A 17096-nucleotide genomic window follows, 5' to 3' on the forward strand; every position below is an offset into this window, starting at 1 on the left:
GGGCGGCTCAGGTTCGCGGTTTGGCGTGACTGGCCAGGCGTTCCAGGGCGGCCCGCAAGTTGGGGTCGCTGATGCCATTGGCCGTTGCCTGGATGGTTTCAGCGGCATTGCTCGACAGGTCCATGGTGTGGCCGGCGGCGCCTTGCGGAACGGTGGGCGGCTGCACCTTGAACAGGATTCGCGTCAGGCTGGCGAATTCGTTGAATTCTAGCAGCTGGCGTTGCAGTCGCTTCTGTTGATAGCGCAGGCGGGTTGCCCAGTGACCGTCGGTGACAATTAATAGCAAGCTGCCCTCGCGCCACGAGGCGACATGACAATGCTCGCGTGCTGCCGGCTGCAATTGGCTTTCCACCAGGCGTTGCAGATGGGCCAGGCGCTGGGCGTGGCCGAATATGGCTTTGAGAGGCTTGGCTTCGCGAAGGAGAACGGCGGGGGCTCTGGCCGTGTGTGGGCGAAATGCCATGATCAGAAACCTGAAGTTACAGAGCGGCCATGGTAGCAGAAAGCGTCCAGGTCTCCGCGCTCATCTCCGTGCGCCGGAGATTGCCTATTAAATCAATGGGTAACTTCGTACTTGTCTGGGTTGAAAGTCGGCGAAAAGGCCTTATTGTAAGTGAGCCCCGTCATAGCGCTGTACTAGCATCGTGGAATAACGCCACTTTCCTCGCCATCGTTTCCGGGTAGAATACTCGTTCGCATGCGGCCATAAGGGCTGCTCGGGCGACTCACGGGGCCGCCCTCCATCCCTATGTGTGGAAGATCCTGCCGATATGTTTGCGCCTTTGTTAAAGAAACTTTTTGGAAGCAAGAACGAGCGTGAAGTCAAACGCATGCTCAAGACGGTACAGATCGTCAATGCCTTCGAAGAGCAAATGGTAGCCCTTTCGGACGATCAATTGCGTGCCAAGACCGAAGAGTTCAAGGCCCGCGTAGCCAAAGGTGAAACCCTCGACAAACTGCTTCCTGAAGCCTTCGCGGTCGCCCGTGAAGCCGGTAAGCGAGTCATGGGTATGCGCCACTTCGACGTACAGTTGATCGGCGGCATGACCTTGCACGAAGGCAAGATCGCCGAGATGCGCACCGGTGAAGGCAAGACCCTGGTGGCAACCCTGGGCGTCTACCTCAACGCGTTGTCCGGCAAGGGCGTACACGTGGTGACGGTGAACGACTACCTGGCCCGTCGTGACGCCAACTGGATGCGTCCGCTCTATGAATTCCTCGGCCTGAGCGTTGGCGTGGTCACGCCTTTCCAGCCGCCGGAAGAGAAGCGCGCAGCCTATGCCGCCGACATCACCTACGGCACCAACAACGAATTCGGTTTCGACTACCTGCGCGACAACATGGCTTTCAGCATGGAAGACAAGTTCCAGCGCGAGCTCAATTTTGCCGTAATCGACGAAGTCGACTCGATCCTGATCGACGAAGCCCGTACCCCCCTGATCATTTCCGGTCAGGCCGAAGACAGCTCCAAGCTTTATATCGAGATCAACAAGTTGATCCCGCAGTTGGAACTGCATGTCGAAGAAGTGGAAGGCGAAGTCACCAAGGCCGGTCACTACACCATCGACGAGAAGACCCGCCAGGTCGAACTCAACGAAGCTGGTCACCAGTTCATCGAAGAGATGCTGACCCGTGTCGGCCTGCTGGCTGAAGGCGAAAGCCTGTACTCGGCACACAATCTGGGCCTGCTGACCCACGTCTATGCCGGCCTGCGTGCGCACAAGCTGTTCCATCGCAACATCGAATACATCGTGCAAGACGGTCAAGTGGTCCTGGTCGACGAACACACCGGTCGTACCATGCCGGGTCGTCGTCTGTCCGAAGGCCTGCACCAGGCCATCGAAGCCAAGGAAAACCTGAACATCCAGGCCGAAAGCCAGACCCTGGCCTCGACCACGTTCCAGAACTACTTCCGTCTGTACAACAAACTGTCCGGCATGACCGGTACAGCCGACACCGAAGCGTTCGAATTCCACCAGATCTACGGTCTGTCGGTGATGGTCATCCCGCCGAACAAGCCGCTGGCGCGTAAAGACTACAACGACCTGGTGTTCCTCACCGCCGAAGAGAAGTACGCGGCGATCGTGGCGGACATCAAGGAGTGCATGATCTCCGGGCGTCCGGTACTGGTCGGTACGGCGACCATCGAGACTTCCGAGCACATGTCCAATCTGCTCAACCAGGAAGGCATCGAGCACAAGGTCCTGAACGCCAAGTTCCACGAAAAAGAAGCAGAAATCATCGCCCAGGCCGGTCGCCCAGGCGCCCTGACCATTGCCACCAACATGGCCGGTCGTGGTACCGACATCCTGTTGGGCGGTAACTGGGAAGTGGAAGTCGCCTCCCTGGAAAACCCGACCCCTGAGCAGATCGCCCAGATCAAGGCCGATTGGCAGAAGCGCCACCAGCAAGTACTCGAGTCGGGTGGTCTGCAGGTGATCGCCTCCGAGCGTCACGAATCGCGCCGGATCGACAACCAGTTGCGTGGTCGTGCCGGTCGTCAGGGTGACGCCGGTTCCAGCCGTTTCTACCTGTCCCTGGAAGACAGCCTGATGCGCATCTTCGCCTCCGACCGGGTGAAGAACTTCATGAAAGCCCTCGGCATGCAGCCTGGCGAAGCGATCGAGCACCGCATGGTGACCAACGCGATCGAGAAGGCGCAGCGCAAGGTAGAAGGCCGCAACTTCGATATCCGCAAGCAACTGCTGGAGTTCGACGACGTCAACAACGAGCAGCGTAAAGTGATCTATCACATGCGCAACACGCTGCTGGCCGCGGACAACATCGGCGAGACCATTTCCGACTTCCGCCAGGACGTGCTCAGCGCCACCGTCAGCGCCCACATTCCACCACAGTCGCTGCCTGAGCAGTGGGACGTGGCGGGCCTGGAAGCCGAAATTGAAAGCGGTTTCGGGGTGAAACTGCCGATCCAGCAATGGCTCGACGAAGACGATCACCTGTACGAAGAAACCCTGCGCGAGAAGCTCCTGAACGAGTTGGTCGCGGCGTACAACGAGAAAGAAGACCAGGCTGGCGCAGAAGCCCTGCGCAGCTTCGAGAAGCAGATCGTTCTGCGCGTCCTGGATGACCTGTGGAAAGACCACCTGTCGACCATGGATCACCTGCGTCACGGTATCCACCTGCGCGGCTACGCCCAGAAGAACCCGAAGCAGGAATACAAGCGCGAGTCCTTTACCCTGTTCTCCGAGCTGCTGGATTCCATCAAGCGCGACTCGATCCGTGTGTTGTCGCACGTTCAGGTTCGCCGCGAAGATCCGGTCGAAGAAGAAGTCCGCCTGCGCCAGGAAGCCGAGGCACTGGCTGCGCGCATGCAGTTCGAGCACCCTGAAGCACCTGGCCTGGATCAGCCCGAAGCCCTGGAAGAGGGCGTCGACGTCGATGTAGCCCTGGCCTCGGCCCCGGTTCGCAATGATCAGAAGCTGGGCCGCAACGAACTGTGCTACTGCGGTTCGGGCAAGAAGTACAAACACTGTCACGGCCAGATCAACTAAGATTTCCGCCGGACACTGAAATACCCGCGCCGCGACCGGCATCAGCCGTCGCGGCGTTTTTCCATTTGAAACACTGTCTTTCGCGACGACGGTGCTGACATCACATTAAGAGGAGCGCATTCATGGCTGTTGGTCTTGGTCCTTTGCCAACGTTGCACCCGGTTGCCGGTTTTGAGCTTGGCATCGCTTCGGCTGGCATCAAGCGCCCGGGGCGCAAGGATGTCGTGGTCATGCGCTGTGCCGAAGGCTCCACGGTTGCAGGCGTGTTCACCCTGAATGCCTTTTGCGCGGCGCCGGTAATCCTGGCCAAGCAGCGGGTACAGGGCCCAGTGCGTTATCTGCTGACCAACACCGGCAATGCCAACGCAGGTACGGGTGAGCCGGGCCTGGCTGCAGCCACCCGCACCTGCGCCAAGCTGGCCGAGTTGACTGGTGTCGATGCCAGCGCCGTGCTGCCTTACTCCACCGGGGTAATCGGCGAGCCGCTGCCCGTGGAGAAGATCGAAGGTGCGCTGCAGGCCGCCCTCGACGATCTGTCGGTCGATAACTGGGCCGCCGCCGCGACCGGGATCATGACCACCGACACCCTGCCCAAGGGCGCCAGCCGCCAGTTCCAGCACGATGGCGTGACCATCACCGTGACCGGCATCAGCAAGGGCGCCGGCATGATTCGGCCGAACATGGCGACCATGCTTGGCTACATCGCCACCGACGCCAAGGTTTCCCGCGAAGTGCTGCAGAACCTGCTGCTGGACGGCGCCAACAAGTCGTTCAACCGCATCACCATCGATGGCGATACCTCGACCAACGACTGCTGCATGCTGATCGCCACCGGCCAGGCCAACCTGCCGCAAATCGACCAGGCCAGCGGCCCGCTGTTCGCCGCGCTGAAGCAGGCGGTGTTCGAGGTGTGCATGGACGTGGCGCAGGCCATCGTGCGCGACGGCGAAGGCGCGACCAAGTTCGTCACCGTAGAAGTCAATGGCGGTGGCAACCATCAGGAATGCCTGGACGTCGGCTACACCGTCGCCCACTCGCCACTGATCAAGACCGCGCTGTTCGCTTCCGATCCCAACTGGGGGCGGATCCTGGCCGCTGTCGGTCGCGCCGGTGTGCCGGATCTGGATGTGAGCAAGATCGATGTGTTCCTGGGTGAGGTGTGCATCGCCAGCCGCGGTGCGCGTGCCGCCAGCTACACCGAAGCCCAGGGCGCCGCGGTCATGCAGCAGGAAGAAATCACCATCCGTATCGAACTGGGTCGTGGCCAGTGCAGCGAAACCATCTGGACCACCGACCTGTCCCACGAGTACGTGAAGATCAACGCCGAATACCGCACCTGAGGCCGGTGCCCGTGGCGGCAGGCTGTTTCTGGATCCCATGGGCCAGGGGCGGTTTGCCGACGCGGGCAAGCCCGCTGTCCCTCGCATCACACAAGGTGTCAGACCATGAGCTTCCACCTGATCATCGGCGACAAACGCTATTCTTCCTGGTCCTTGCGCGGGGCCTTGGCGCTGGAGCTGGCCGCCGTCCCCTACAGCGAAGAACTGATCAAACTCAACCAGCCCGACACCCGCGAACGCCTGCTCAAGCATTCGGCGACCGGCAAGGTCCCTTTGCTGAAGACCGAACACGGCACGATTGCCGACTCGTTGGCGATTGCCGAATACCTGGCTGAACGCTTTCCCGAGGCCCGTCTATGGCCGCGTGATACGGCCGCTCGTGCCCAGGCGCGTTCGGCGTGTGCGCAGATGCACAGCGGCTTCTTCGGCCTGCGGGGCAACCTGCCTTTCGACCTGGCACGTGACGCGCCACTGTCGCCAATGCCGCCGGAGGCACAGGCGGATATCGAGCGGATGCTGGCGTTATGGGCCGAGTGCCGTGCCGCGGCAACCGAGCCCGGGCCTTTTCTGTTTGGCCCTGCGACGCTCGCGGATGCATTTTTTGCACCGGTCGCCGTGCGCTTGCGGACCTATCAGGTTCCATTGCCGGCGGTTGATGCGGCCTATGTCGAGGCAATCTATCAATGGCCGGCCTTCAAGGTCTGGCAGCAAGCCGGTTTAGAGGAAATAGTGCGGTGAAACGAGTACATGTGGCCGCGGCCGTTATCCGCGATGTCAGCGGCAAGATCCTGATTGCCCGGCGTGCCGACACCCAGCATCAGGGCGGTCTGTGGGAATTCCCGGGTGGCAAGGTCGAGGCCGGTGAGGCGGTGGAAGTGGCGCTGGCCCGTGAGCTGCTGGAAGAGCTGGGGATTGTGCTGCAGGCAGCGCGACCCCTGATCAAGGTGCAGCACGATTATCCGGACAAGCAGGTGCTGCTGGATGTGTGGGAAGTATCGGCGTTCAGCGGTGAAGCCCATGGTGCGGAAGGGCAACCTCTGGCCTGGGTCAGTTCGCGAGAACTGGCGAACTACGAGTTTCCGGCAGCCAACCAGCCGATCGTGGCGGCCGCTCGCTTGCCTGCCGAGTACCTGATCACCCCTGAAGGCCTGGAAACCCCGGCGCTGCTGCGGGGCATGCAAAAGGCCATCGCCGGTGGCATCAAGTTGGTCCAGCTGCGCGCGCCCAACGGCTACGACCCGCAATACCGCGACCTGGCGGTGGATGCGGTCGGCCTGTGTGCAGGCAAGGCGCAGTTGATGCTCAAGGGGCCGTTCGAGTGGCTGGGAGATTTCCCTTCGGCAGGCTGGCACATCACCTCGGCACAACTGCGCAAGCATGCCAGCGCCGGGCGACCATTTCCCAAGGACCGCTGGCTAGCGGCCTCCTGCCACAATGCCGAGGAGTTGTCCCTGGCGCAGCAGATGGATGTGGATTTCGTCACCTTGTCGCCCGTCCAGCCCACCCAGACTCATCCCGAGGCCCAGCCTCTGGGATGGGAGCAGGCCAGTCAACTGATCAGCGGTTTCAACAAGCCGGTGTACCTGCTGGGCGGGGTCGGACCGGCCGAGTGCCAGCAGGCATGGGCCGCCGGAGCCCAGGGCGTGGCGGGGATTCGCGCGTTCTGGCCGGATTGAAACGCGCCCGTTGCCCGGAAGCCGCCCTCGACCGAATCATTCCGGGGGCGGTTGGCCGATCAGGCGGAGGGCTTTTCCGCGGCCTGCCACAGGATTTCAGCGATGCCCTGGCGCTTGGCAATCAGGCGCGCAGCGACAAACAGTAAGTCCGACAGGCGATTGATGTACGCCAGGCCAACGCCTTCCAGGGGCTCCAGCGCATTGAGCTGTTGGCAGCGGCGCTCGGCAGTGCGCGCCAGGCTGCGGCAGACATGGGCCTGGGCAATCAACGCCGAGCCGCCAGGCAGAATGAAGTTCTCCAGGGGCCCAAGCTCCTCGTTCCAGAGGTCGATGGCCGCTTCCAGGCGCTCGACTTCCGCTGTATTCAGCGCCTGATACACCGGCATCGCCAGCTCGCCACCCAAATCGAACAGCCGGTGCTGACACGGCGTCAGCACCTCGATGACCTGCTTCAAGCCAGGGTGCTCGGCACTGTGTTCGGCCAATCCGGCCAGCAGCAGGCCCAACTGGCTGTTGAGGGTGTCGACTTCGCCGATGGCTTCGACCCGGGGATGATCCTTGGGCACCCGGCGGCCATCGCCAAGCCCGGTCTCGCCTTTGTCGCCGGTGCGGGTGTAAATCTTCGACAGGCGAAAGCCCATGGTTATCTCTCCAGTTCCAGTTGTCCGGGGTTGGGCAGTTGGGCGCCGGCCAGCGGCAGGCGCAGCGTGAAGCAAGTGCCCTGGCCCTGGGTCGAGTGCACTTCCATCTGCCCCTTGTGGTTGTTGGTGATGATGAAATACGAAACTGACAGCCCAAGGCCGGTACCCTGGCCGATTTCCTTGGTGGTGAAGAAGGGCTCGAACGTGCGTTTGCGCACGTTTTCGCTCATGCCGATGCCGTTGTCCTCGACCTGTATTTCCGCCCAGGGCGGGTTCAGGCGCGTGCGCAGGATAATCCGCCCCGGCTCACTGTCGTCTTCGCGCAGGTGAATGGCCTGGGCGGCGTTTTTCAGCAGATTGAGCAGGACCTGTTCCAATTCGTTGGCGGTGCCGGGCACCGGGCCCAGTTGCGGGTCGAACTGACGGACGATGGCCTGGCCCTTGAAGTCGAAGCCTATGGTCAGGTCGAAGTCGTTGCCGGCAATTTCCACCGCCTGATCGATCAGCGCCGGCAGGTCGCAGGGAGCCATCTGCCGGTTGCTGCGACGGCTGAAGCTGAGCATGTGGGTAACGATTTTCGCTGCCCGTGCCCCGGCTTGCTGGATGCCGTCGAGCAGTTGCGGCACTTCACGGCTTTGCAGGTAGCGGTTGACGGTCTCCAGTTCGACGCCGACCTGCTCGGCGTGTTCCAGGTTTTTCGGCAGCTCGGGGGACAGGCGGCGACGGATGTTCTGCACGTTGTGCAGGATCGCGCCCAACGGGTTATTGATTTCATGGGCCATGCCGGCGGCCAGGCCACCGACCGAGAGCATTTTTTCCGACTGCACCATCATTTCTTCCAGGGACAGGCGCTGGGTGATGTCATCGATGCGGATCACCACCCCACGCCCGGCACCGCCCATCAAGGGGTAAAAGGTCAGGGCGTAGTGCTTGGCCTCGTCGTCCTTGAACCAGGTGACCCGTTCGACCTTGGTCACGGTGTGCTGCTCCACGGTTTCCTTGAGTTGCGGCAGGAACGGCTTGAGCGGCTCGAAGGCGAGGAAGATCGGCTGGTTCAGCGCCTCGTCCAGGCGCGTGCCGGAAAGGGCGCTGGCTTCCTGGTTCCACTGGGTGACGTAAAGCTGTTCGTCGAGGGCGATCAGGGCCGAGGGCATGGAGTCGATGATGCTGTTCAGGTAGTTCTGGAAGCCGGTGAGCTTCTTCTCGATCTTGCTTCGTACCTGGACTTCCAGCTCCAGCTTGCGATTGGTGTGGCGAGTTTCTTCCGCCAGCCCCTGGGCCTGGTCATAGGCCGCCTGGGAGTCATCGCGAGCACGCTTGAGCTGCTGCTCGCGAGCTTCGATGCGCGACAGCATGGTGTTGAAGGCTTCAGCCAGGCTGCCGATTTCATCGTGGTTGCCGCGCCCGGCCCGCAGGGCGTAGTTCTCCTCGCGGGTGACCTGCCGCGACAGCTCTTCAAGCTGATGAATGGGTTGGGTGATCAGGCGCTTGATCTGTCGGGCAATGACCAGCCACAACAGCACACTGAAGATCAGGATCCCCAGGCTGGCGGTAAGGGTGCCGGTGTAGAAGGCCATCGGCAGTTCGCTAGTGGCCACCAGCAGCAAGTGCCCGGGAGCCTGGCCGGGGCGGGGCAGGGTAATCACCTGGTTGCTGCGAAATTCGGTGAGTTGCCAGGCTTCTATATGGCGATAGCGTTCTGGCAGCTTGAGCCGCTCGCCGTGTTGCAACTGCGCCAGGCGCGCGCCTTTGCCGTCGTAGACCGCCGCGGCCCGTAACGGCGAATAGCTGTTGAGTTCATTGAGCAGGCGTTCGGCGCTTTGTGGCGAATCCAGCGCCTCGGTGGCGAGTGTCGGGTTGGAGATCAGCCGGCCGATGGTCTGCAGGGCCTGGGGTGCCATGCTTTCCTGGGAGATCCAGTAGGCGGCGCTGATAAATGTCAGGTTGGCGACCAGCAGGACCGTGGTCAGCAGGACAAGCAGGGCTGCCAGCAGCTTTTGGCCGACCGGCAGGTTTTCAAGGCGCTGGCGCAATGGCATCAGGGAACGTCGCTAAGGATGAGCAAGTGGGCAGCGTAGCCGCTGCTCAGTCGCTGGGCAATCCGCGCTGTTGCAGGAGTTCGATCAGGCGTTGCTGCAATTGGAAAAGGTGGGGCAGGGTCAACTGATGCCTGGTTGCCACCTTGCAGGCGTACCCCAGCAGGTAGCTGATTTCGGTGCGGCGCTGGCTGGTCACGTCTTGATGCATCGATGAGTAATTGGCGGCTGTGGCCTGGATCACCCGTTCGACTTCCTGTTGCAGGTCCTGTGCGGCGGCGGGCTGTCCACAACATTCCAGCAGTTCGCCAAGTTCGGCGCAGAGGGTGGCGACTTCGCATTGGTGTTGTTGCAGGCCGCCGTTGCGACAATCGTGGAGCACCGTCAGCGGGTTGATCGCGCAATTGAGGGCCAGCTTGCGCCACAGCCGGGTCAGGATATCGGCGCTCCATTCGTGAGGAATGCCGCTATGGGTCAGGTCATCCAGCCAGGGCGGCGCGACCGGGTGACTTACGTCCCCCAGCCAGGTGTAGCCATGGCCGGCAAACACCACTCGCCAGTCACCGTCGCGAAAGGCGCCTTCGGTGCTCGAGGCAAAAATGCACCGAGCCTGCGGGACCTGGGCAGCCACCGCGTCCTGGCTGCCCAGGCCGTTCTGCAGCAGGATCAGTTCAGCGTCGGCGCTCAGGCGTGGCGCCAGGTGAGCGACGGCCTGCGCGGCGTCGTATGCCTTGCACGCCACCAGCAACCGCTTGATAGGTGTGGGCGTATCCAGGGTTTCAGCCGCGATCGCCTGGACGCAGGCCTGGCCATGCTCCACCAGGGTCAGCCCGCCGGCCGCCTGGTAGGCCTGCAGGCGCGCCTGGTCCCGCAGGATCAGCCTGACCGGCAAGCCGGCCCGGGCCAGTCGCGCAGCCCACAGCGTGCCGAGGCTGCCGGCGCCGAGTACATGCCAGGTGGTGCTCATCAGCTTTCTGCTCTGTTTGGCGAACACATGAGTGGCTCGCGGTGAAGGAGGGAAAAGACCCGTTATAATGAGCGCGGATTTTAACCGCAAGCCAGGCGCGCTCCATTTTTATCGAGCTGCGCCCCTTTTTTTATTGGAGAGACTACATGCCGTCGTTTGACGTGGTATCCGAACTGGACAAACACGAACTCACCAACGCGGTGGAAAACGCCGTCAAGGAACTGGACCGTCGTTATGACTTGAAGGGCAAGGGCAGCTTCGAGTTCAAGGAAAAGGACCTGACCGTCAACCTGACCGCCGAAGCCGACTTCCAGCTGGAAGCGATGATCGAGATCCTCAAGCTGGCGCTGGTCAAACGCAAAATCGACGTGCAGTGCCTTGAAGTCAAGGATGCCTATGCATCGGGCAAATTGATGAAGCAGGACGCGGTCCTCAAGGAGGGTATCGATAAAGAGCTGGCGAAGAAGATCGTCGCTCATATCAAGGATGCAAAATTGAAGGTTCAGGCTGCAATCCAGGGCGAGCAGGTGCGGGTCACCGGCAAGAAGCGCGACGATCTGCAGGAAGCCATCGCCGCCCTGCGCGCCAAAGAGTTCGGCATGCCACTGCAATTCAACAACTTCCGCGACTGATCGGCTGCTTCGGGAACCTCCAGGCCTTATTGGCGTCCGAGGCCGGAGCAAGGGCAGCAACGATTGAGCGTGTGGGCTTGGTTGTTCTGCCACTCAGTCATGCAAGCCGGAACCCCGGAAATCTGGAGATATAGATGGATTTGAACGCTGAAGTGGACAACCTGGTCAAGGCCTCCCAAGCCTGGATCCCGATGATCATGGAGTACGGCAGCCGCGTGTTGCTGGCAGTCATTACCCTGGCCGTGGGCTGGTGGTTGATCAACAAGCTGACCCACAAGGTTGGCAAATTGCTGGCATTGCGCAATGCCGACCTGGCGTTGCAGGGGTTTATCAGCAGCCTGGCGAATATCATTCTCAAGGTCCTGCTGATTGTCAGCGTGGCCTCGATGATTGGTGTCGAGACCACGTCCTTTGTGGCGGCGATCGGTGCCGCAGGCCTGGCCATCGGCCTGGCGTTGCAGGGCAGCCTGGCCAACTTTGCTGGCGGCGTGCTGATTTTGCTGTTCCGTCCTTTCCGCATCGGCGACTGGATCGAAGCCCAGGGCATCAGCGGTACGGTCGACAGCATCCAGATCTTCCATACCGTGCTGCGTACCGGTGATAACAAGACGGTCATCGTGCCTAACGGCAATCTGTCCAACGGCATCATCACCAACTACAACCGTCAACCGACCCGCAAAGTGGTGTTTGATGTCGGGGTGGATTACGACGCCGATTTGCAGAAGGCCCGCGAGGTGTTGCTGGAGCTGGCCAAGGACGAACGAGTCCTGGCCGACCCGGCACCGGTGGCTGTGGTGTCCACCTTGGGTGATAGCGCTATTACCTTGTCGTTGCGGGTATGGGTGAAGACTGCGGACTATTGGGATGTGATGTTCCGCTTTAACGAGTTGTCCCGTGATCGATTGCGGGCGGCCGGGATCGATATCCCGTTTCCGCAGCGAGTCATTCGAGTCGTTCAGGAAGCTGCACCGCAATAAGACAGTTTTATTACTTGTCTGATCAGTCAAGTATCTGCAATAAACTCAAGGGGCGTTACGCCCCTTGATTGTTTCTGGCGTACTGTAATCAGAGGTTAATAACTTTGGGGCTACGTTTGCCTCGCAACTTTAGCCGCCGCACCAGTCATAACTTTGTTAGCTGCCTATTTAGTAGTTTGGTTGTTTGTTATGCGCCGGCATAAAAAAACCGCCCACCTGAATCAGGTGGGCGGTTTTTTGTTTAGAGCAGGGCTCTAGCGCTATCGAATAGCCGCTGAATTACAAGATGCTCAGCGGGTACTCGACGATCAGACGCAGGTCGTTCAGGTTGTCGTAGTTACCGGCACGGTAGTCGGCGTTGCTACCACGGTAAATGGCGTTACGCAGACGGAACGAGAGGTCCTTGGCTGGGCCTTCTTGAAGCACGTACTTGGCTTCCAGGTCCCACTCGTGCTCGGTGCCATCGCTGGAGTCGGCAACAGTAACGTTGCTACCACGGATGTAGCGAGTCATGAAGCTCAGGCCAGGAACGCCGAACGACGCCATGTTGATGTCGTAGCGAGCCTGCCAGGATTTCTCGTCTTCACCCACGAAGTCGGAGATCTGCACGGAGTTGGCTACGTACACAGTACCGCCGCCGTCAACACCGTAGTTGTAGCCGGTCTTGCCGCTGGACTGCTGGTAGGCCACGGTGAATTTGTGAGCTTCGATGCTGTAGGCAGCTGCAAGGCTCCAGACTTTGTTGTCCAGATCGCCGGCCAGTTTCTTGCCGTCGTCTTTGCTGCGGTAGGCGTTGAGGTCGAAGTTCAGCGATTGTTTTTCGCTCAGTGGCAACGTGTAGTTCACGTTGAAGTACTGCTTCTTCCAGTAGTCTTCAACGTCGGACGCATGGACCGCGAAGATGAAGTTCTCAAGGCCGGAGTAGGTAGCGCCTGCGATGTTGGCTGCAGTCAGACCTGGTTTGTAGGTCCCGTCAACGGTGTTGCGGCCGTTGATGCTGTCACGAGCCATGCCGGTTTGGCCGCTCATGGCGGTGAAGCGACCTGCGGTCAGCTCCAGGCCTTTGATTTCGTTGCTGGTCAGCAAAGTGCCGGTCGCGATTTCAGGCAACAGACGGCCGTCATCGGTGGTGAATACCGGGCTGGATACAACCTGGTTGCCGTACTTGAGCACAGTGTTCGACAAACGCAGTTTGACGGCTGCTGCTGCTTTGGATTGGGTGTTTTCTGGTTCGCCGGCACCGTTGGTACCGAACAGACCGTTACCTGCACGGCCTGCGCCGCCATCAAGCTTGACGCTGCCCATTGCCATTGCGTCCACGCCGACACCTACGGTGCCTTGAGTGAAGCCGGACTGATAGTTGAGCAATTCGCTGATGCCAGTGTCCTGGCGATAGCCGCTGATGCCGTCATCGCTGGTGGTATTGGTACCGTTAGCGCGACGATCGTTACCTACGCCGCTTTTGAAATCGCGGTTCATGTACATCATGCGAGTTTTCGCAGTCAGGGTGCTGTCTTCGATGAAGCCCTTGGCTTCGTCCTGAGAAGACGCGATTGCGAACTGCGAGGTGCCTGCTGAAACAGCCAGGGCGATCATGCTCCACTTCATCACGCGCATCGTGATTTGCTCCTTTGGTTTTTAGAAGAGTACTGCCGTCCCACCTGATTTATTATCTGGGCGGCTCTTTCTTTTTGTGTCGGCGCAAACTTATATCACGCTGACAATGTTGGCGATACTTGCGTATCTATCCTTTCGGCTTCTTTACGAGCCTGTCGCAAATTGCTCGATCCATGTCGCAATTTCGTAGTCCAACTGTATTCGGACTGACAACTAAAGCGTCGTTTTTGAAAGCCGTATTGACGTAAGAAAGACCTTCGTCGTGGGCAATCAAAACAGCATGGGGCGACCCTGCCACTATTATTATTGGCCTATAAGCGGCTCTCTTTTGCAGAGCCTCTTTTAGGCGATGTGGGGGTGAATGCAACAAGCGTGCTCAAATCAGCAAAAGCTCGGTTTTTTTTTGAACCTTCGTCCCAGACCTGTAAAAACCTCATAAAACCTGCGTTTTAAGGTCCTTTGGTTCGGGCTTGACTCAGCTTCTTGGGTTGTGTTGCTCCCTGCGAGAAAATCGCGAGACCATCAAAAACGTTACCGGTTCACCCCGTTTGTGAGTAAACGGCGGATGCGTGACGCACTAAGAGTAGACGCACTGTGCGGTTTTGGTGCAAAACTTCATGACTGCTGTGTCGAATTCATACAGTTGCGCTGTTGCAGACGCTGCAATGGCCGAGCGGGCGCGTGGCGTGAGTGAAGTCAGGCCTATCGGTCGGCGCTTCGATGGTGCGTTGGCGCTGAAAATGTTCCGCCTTGGGGCGGTGGGTTTTCTTTTGCAAGGTGTGTGGCGCAGCCTGTAGTTCAGGGCGGATGGCGATGAACCCGAAGGCATTCGCGGGTATGCTGCATCCTTTCGCCAGGCAGGCCGCCAGCCCTGTCGGGCACCAAGCTTAAATTTGATGAACTGAGCGGGAGTGCGCGCGGTGTTCGCTTTAGATCCACGGCTTCAACAAGACACATTACCTATCGGCGACTTCCCGTTGTGCCGGTTGCTGTTGTCCAACGACTCGAATTATCCCTGGTTCATTCTGGTTCCACGTCGCGCCGACATCAGCGAGTTGTTTCAGTTAGATGGCGCTGATCAACAACAACTGTGGCGCGAAACCACCGCGCTCGCCGAGTTGCTCAAAGACTCGTTCGATGCCGACAAGTTGAATGTGGCAACCCTGGGTAATGTAGTCAGCCAACTGCATATGCACGTCATTGTGCGGCGGCGTGACGATGCTGCCTGGCCAGCCCCGGTATGGGGCAAGCACCCGGCGCGGCCTTACACGGCCGAGCAGGTGGCGACTATTCGTGAGCGCTTGCGCCTGGTGCTGGCCGATGACTTCACGTTTCTGGAGGCCTGACTCATGAGCCTTGAAGAGCGGGTAATGGAGTTGGAAAGCCGATTGGCGTTTCAGGATGACACCATCCAGACCCTGAGCGATGTGTTGGTGGCGCAACAGCGCGTGGTCGAGCGCCTGCAATTGCAGATGGCGGCCTTGCTCAAGCGCCAGGCGGAAATGGCCGGTCAATTCGAAACGTTCGAGGAGGAGGCTCCACCGCCGCATTACTGATTCAGGGCCGTGTATTGGCCGGGCAATAAAAAACCGCGTTGCAGCGAGGCTGCAACGCGGTTTTTTTATCGGCTGAATCAGCGACGCGGCAGAGCGGCGATCACATCTTCGGCTTGCAGGCCTTTATCACGGTTCATCACCGAAAACTCCACGCGCTGGCCTTCGACCAGGACGCGATGGCCTTCTCCGCGAATAGCGCGGAAGTGCACGAAAATATCATCCCCGGAATCGCGGGAAATAAAGCCGAAGCCCTTGGACGTGTTGAACCATTTGACGGTGCCCGTATCGCGATTGGTCATGTCATAGGTTTGGGAGGAGGCAGCGGCCGGTGACGACTTGTAGAAGCTGACCGCCAGGTGCAGAACCACGGCAATTACCGCCGTCAGCAGGCTGAACAGTACGGCAGGTTGGCCGCCGATGACCGGCATTGGAGCGAGCAGGGTGAGTGTCTGCAGGACCACGGCCAGAACCAGCAGCGCGCTGACCAGGTTTTGCAGTTGGTGACGTGGACCTCTGTTCCAGTAAGGGATAACCGGAGCCAGAGTGAGGTTGAGCAGGCCGAAAAAGGCCAGGTATACAGCATCAGGTTGTTGCAGGTAGGGAATGGCCTCAGACCGCAGGCTGGGGATAAAGGACAGCAGCAGAGCCGCAGCGCCCGTTAGCAGGTGGACGATTTTCAACATTTTAATTAACTCACGTTAAGACGGATCGCAAGGAAGAGCTGATGACGCACGGTTCGCTTCTGAACAATGGGAGGCGTTGGGCACGTACGTGATATCAGCCTATGCGTTGTGGCCGAAAAAATAGGCAACAACGACACGGTGCCTATTTAACAGTAAAGCCCTTGCCTTCTCAAATCAGCTGCGGTGTCTGTGGGGGCGGGCAGGGCGGCGGCGGGGAGCGCAAGTCTTTGCAGTATCGTGCAAAGCCTTGATTTAGAGAGCTGGCGCCCGCATTTTCAATAAGCACCGTTTTTCCGTCGTGCCATCGCGGGCTTTCGCAGCCGAGTCATGGCACGGCGCAGCTTGCGGGACAATTGACCGCAGGCCTCAAGGGAAATCCGCTCAGCGAGGGTGATTGACTCTTGCTAGAGTGGTTCGGCACCTGGTTTGGTGAATTCAACCTGTCAACGGAGATAAACATGGCAATCGACATCGGTATCAGCGAAGAAGACCGCAAATCCATCGTGGATGGCCTCTCCCGCCTGCTTTCAGATACATACGTGCTTTATCTGAAGACTCATAACTTTCACTGGAACGTCACCGGTCCACAGTTTCGTACCCTGCACCTGATGTTCGAGGAGCAGTACAACGAGCTGGCCCTGGCAGTCGACCTGATCGCCGAGCGCATTCGCGCACTGGGCTTCCCGGCGCCTGGCGCCTACTCGATCTATGCCCGTCTGTCTTCAATCAAGGAAGAAGAGGGCGTGCCGAGTGCCGAAGAGATGATCAAGCAACTGGTTGCCGGTCAGGAAGCCGTGACCCGTACCGCGCGCGGCATTTTCCCGTTGCTGGACAAGGTCAGTGACGAACCTACCGCGGACTTGCTCACCCAGCGCATGCAGGTTCATGAAAAAACCGCGTGGATGCTGCGCTCCCTGCTCGATAACCGCTAACCGCCGGGGACGAGTGGTGCCGTTTGGCGTCACTCGTCGTCGCGCTGCCTTTATAGGCTGCCCTTTGGCCGATGCTCAGCAATGACTGCGGTGCGGTCTGTCACTGGGCCGCTGCCACTCTGGGCACTGTGAACCTTGCTCTGTGCCCGGATACGGCTGCACAGGGCCGATTTAATGGATATAATCACGCCCTTTGTTCCGTAGCCCGGGCTTTGGCGTGGGCTCTGACTGCAGTTCAAGCTCCATTCTGATTGTCGAGACGTCCCATGCCCATGTACGACTACCAATGTGCCTCCTGCGGTCATCAGCTGGAAGCCATTCAAAAGATCAGTGCCGATCCACTGGTCGACTGCCCTGCCTGCCAGGCGCCTGAATTGAAGAAAATGCTGTCCATGCCAGGCTTTCGCCTCAGTGGCACCGGCTGGTACGAGACCGACTTCAAGACCGGCACCAAGAAGAATCTGGCCGGCGGCGACAAAGCTGACTAAGTTGAACGACACGCGCGAGCTCTTGCACTATCCGGCACC

Annotated in this window: 16 protein-coding genes; 10 read left to right on the forward strand and 6 right to left on the reverse strand. The window is 59.7% G+C overall.

Annotation, left to right across the window (positions count from 1 at the left end):
* Nucleotides 1-7: 7 nt before the first annotated feature.
* Nucleotides 8-463, reverse strand: a complete 456-nt coding sequence (locus CF161_RS13995) for a DUF721 domain-containing protein (RefSeq protein WP_020297242.1) — start codon at nt 461-463, stop codon at nt 8-10.
* A 307-nt stretch (nt 464-770) separates the two neighbouring features.
* On the opposite strand from CF161_RS13995, the gene secA reads away from it, so the two are divergent.
* The 4 genes from secA (at nt 771) to CF161_RS14015 (ending at nt 6528) form a co-directional block, all read left to right on the forward strand.
* The gene (secA, locus tag CF161_RS14000) at nt 771-3512 is read left to right on the forward strand and encodes a preprotein translocase subunit SecA (RefSeq protein ID WP_020297243.1); all 2742 of its coding nucleotides are present in this window, start codon (nt 771-773) and stop codon (nt 3510-3512) included.
* A 122-nt stretch (nt 3513-3634) separates the two neighbouring features.
* The gene (gene argJ / locus CF161_RS14005; RefSeq protein WP_020297244.1) at nt 3635-4852 is read left to right on the forward strand and encodes a bifunctional glutamate N-acetyltransferase/amino-acid acetyltransferase ArgJ; all 1218 of its coding nucleotides are present in this window, start codon (nt 3635-3637) and stop codon (nt 4850-4852) included.
* 105 nt (nt 4853-4957) lie between these two features.
* Nucleotides 4958-5590, forward strand: a complete 633-nt coding sequence (locus CF161_RS14010; protein ID WP_020297245.1) for a glutathione S-transferase family protein — start codon at nt 4958-4960, stop codon at nt 5588-5590.
* Complete coding sequence (locus CF161_RS14015; RefSeq protein ID WP_020297246.1) at nt 5587-6528, forward strand: Nudix family hydrolase; 942 nt, start codon at nt 5587-5589, stop codon at nt 6526-6528. The genes CF161_RS14010 and CF161_RS14015 overlap by 4 nt, the downstream gene beginning before the upstream one ends.
* Nucleotides 6529-6587: 59 nt before the next feature.
* Here CF161_RS14015 and CF161_RS14020 read toward each other — a convergent pair whose 3' ends face one another.
* The 3 genes from CF161_RS14020 to CF161_RS14030 are packed head-to-tail and all read right to left on the reverse strand — an operon-like array spanning nt 6588 to nt 10172.
* Nucleotides 6588-7169, reverse strand: a complete 582-nt coding sequence (locus CF161_RS14020) for a cob(I)yrinic acid a,c-diamide adenosyltransferase (protein ID WP_020297247.1) — start codon at nt 7167-7169, stop codon at nt 6588-6590.
* 2 nt (nt 7170-7171) lie between these two features.
* Nucleotides 7172-9208, reverse strand: a complete 2037-nt coding sequence (locus CF161_RS14025; RefSeq protein WP_020297248.1) for an ATP-binding protein — start codon at nt 9206-9208, stop codon at nt 7172-7174.
* Between the two features lie 46 nt (nt 9209-9254).
* The gene (locus tag CF161_RS14030; protein ID WP_020297249.1) at nt 9255-10172 is read right to left on the reverse strand and encodes a putative 2-dehydropantoate 2-reductase; all 918 of its coding nucleotides are present in this window, start codon (nt 10170-10172) and stop codon (nt 9255-9257) included.
* 146 nt (nt 10173-10318) lie between these two features.
* On the opposite strand from CF161_RS14030, the gene CF161_RS14035 reads away from it, so the two are divergent.
* Both CF161_RS14035 and CF161_RS14040 read left to right on the forward strand, forming a co-directional pair.
* Nucleotides 10319-10804, forward strand: coding sequence for a YajQ family cyclic di-GMP-binding protein (locus CF161_RS14035; RefSeq protein ID WP_020297250.1), 486 nt, complete (start codon nt 10319-10321; stop codon nt 10802-10804).
* A gap of 134 nt (nt 10805-10938) precedes the next feature.
* Entirely contained in the window at nt 10939-11781 is an 843-nt protein-coding gene (locus CF161_RS14040; protein WP_020297251.1) for a mechanosensitive ion channel family protein, read from the forward strand.
* A gap of 279 nt (nt 11782-12060) precedes the next feature.
* Here the strand turns inward: CF161_RS14040 and CF161_RS14045 are convergent, their stop codons facing one another.
* Nucleotides 12061-13398, reverse strand: coding sequence for an OprD family porin (locus CF161_RS14045; RefSeq protein ID WP_020297252.1), 1338 nt, complete (start codon nt 13396-13398; stop codon nt 12061-12063).
* A 920-nt stretch (nt 13399-14318) separates the two neighbouring features.
* Between CF161_RS14045 and CF161_RS14050 the strand changes: the two genes are divergently transcribed.
* On the forward strand, nt 14319-14744 hold the full coding sequence (locus CF161_RS14050) for an HIT domain-containing protein (protein WP_043229434.1): 426 nt from the start codon (nt 14319-14321) through the stop codon (nt 14742-14744).
* A gap of 3 nt (nt 14745-14747) precedes the next feature.
* Nucleotides 14748-14954, forward strand: coding sequence for a SlyX family protein (locus CF161_RS14055; RefSeq protein WP_020297254.1), 207 nt, complete (start codon nt 14748-14750; stop codon nt 14952-14954).
* Nucleotides 14955-15031: 77 nt separating this feature from the next.
* On the opposite strand, the gene CF161_RS33540 is transcribed toward CF161_RS14055, so the two are convergent.
* A complete protein-coding gene (locus tag CF161_RS33540) occupies nt 15032-15637 on the reverse strand; it encodes a cold-shock protein (RefSeq protein WP_020297255.1) in 606 nt (201 codons plus the stop codon).
* Nucleotides 15638-16095: 458 nt separating this feature from the next.
* On the opposite strand from CF161_RS33540, the gene CF161_RS14065 reads away from it, so the two are divergent.
* Together CF161_RS14065 and CF161_RS14070 are read left to right on the forward strand one after the other, a co-directional pair.
* Nucleotides 16096-16569 carry a Dps family protein gene (locus tag CF161_RS14065; RefSeq protein WP_020297256.1) on the forward strand — a complete coding sequence of 158 codons (474 nt, stop codon included), beginning with the start codon at nt 16096-16098 and terminating at the stop codon, nt 16567-16569.
* A 266-nt stretch (nt 16570-16835) separates the two neighbouring features.
* The gene (locus CF161_RS14070; protein ID WP_020297257.1) at nt 16836-17057 is read left to right on the forward strand and encodes an FmdB family zinc ribbon protein; all 222 of its coding nucleotides are present in this window, start codon (nt 16836-16838) and stop codon (nt 17055-17057) included.
* The last annotated feature ends 39 nt before the right edge of the window (nt 17058-17096 follow it).

Source organism: Pseudomonas sp. CF161, from assembly GCF_000416215.1.
In the GTDB taxonomy this organism is placed as follows: domain Bacteria; phylum Pseudomonadota; class Gammaproteobacteria; order Pseudomonadales; family Pseudomonadaceae; genus Aquipseudomonas.

Excerpts from the sequence above, each read along its gene's own strand:
- CF161_RS13995 (WP_020297242.1), bottom strand. The coding sequence starts at position 463 with ATGGCATTTCGCCCACACACGGCCAGAGCCCCCGCCGTTCTCCTTCGC.
- secA (WP_020297243.1), top strand. The coding sequence starts at position 771 with ATGTTTGCGCCTTTGTTAAAGAAACTTTTTGGAAGCAAGAACGAGCGT.
- argJ (WP_020297244.1), top strand. The coding sequence starts at position 3,635 with ATGGCTGTTGGTCTTGGTCCTTTGCCAACGTTGCACCCGGTTGCCGGT.
- CF161_RS14010 (WP_020297245.1), top strand. The coding sequence starts at position 4,958 with ATGAGCTTCCACCTGATCATCGGCGACAAACGCTATTCTTCCTGGTCC.
- CF161_RS14020 (WP_020297247.1), bottom strand. The coding sequence starts at position 7,169 with ATGGGCTTTCGCCTGTCGAAGATTTACACCCGCACCGGCGACAAAGGC.
- CF161_RS14025 (WP_020297248.1), bottom strand. The coding sequence starts at position 9,208 with ATGCCATTGCGCCAGCGCCTTGAAAACCTGCCGGTCGGCCAAAAGCTG.
- CF161_RS14030 (WP_020297249.1), bottom strand. The coding sequence starts at position 10,172 with ATGAGCACCACCTGGCATGTACTCGGCGCCGGCAGCCTCGGCACGCTG.
- CF161_RS14035 (WP_020297250.1), top strand. The coding sequence starts at position 10,319 with ATGCCGTCGTTTGACGTGGTATCCGAACTGGACAAACACGAACTCACC.
- CF161_RS14040 (WP_020297251.1), top strand. The coding sequence starts at position 10,939 with ATGGATTTGAACGCTGAAGTGGACAACCTGGTCAAGGCCTCCCAAGCC.
- CF161_RS14045 (WP_020297252.1), bottom strand. The coding sequence starts at position 13,398 with ATGCGCGTGATGAAGTGGAGCATGATCGCCCTGGCTGTTTCAGCAGGC.
- CF161_RS14055 (WP_020297254.1), top strand. The coding sequence starts at position 14,748 with ATGAGCCTTGAAGAGCGGGTAATGGAGTTGGAAAGCCGATTGGCGTTT.
- CF161_RS33540 (WP_020297255.1), bottom strand. The coding sequence starts at position 15,637 with ATGTTGAAAATCGTCCACCTGCTAACGGGCGCTGCGGCTCTGCTGCTG.
- CF161_RS14065 (WP_020297256.1), top strand. The coding sequence starts at position 16,096 with ATGGCAATCGACATCGGTATCAGCGAAGAAGACCGCAAATCCATCGTG.
- CF161_RS14070 (WP_020297257.1), top strand. The coding sequence starts at position 16,836 with ATGCCCATGTACGACTACCAATGTGCCTCCTGCGGTCATCAGCTGGAA.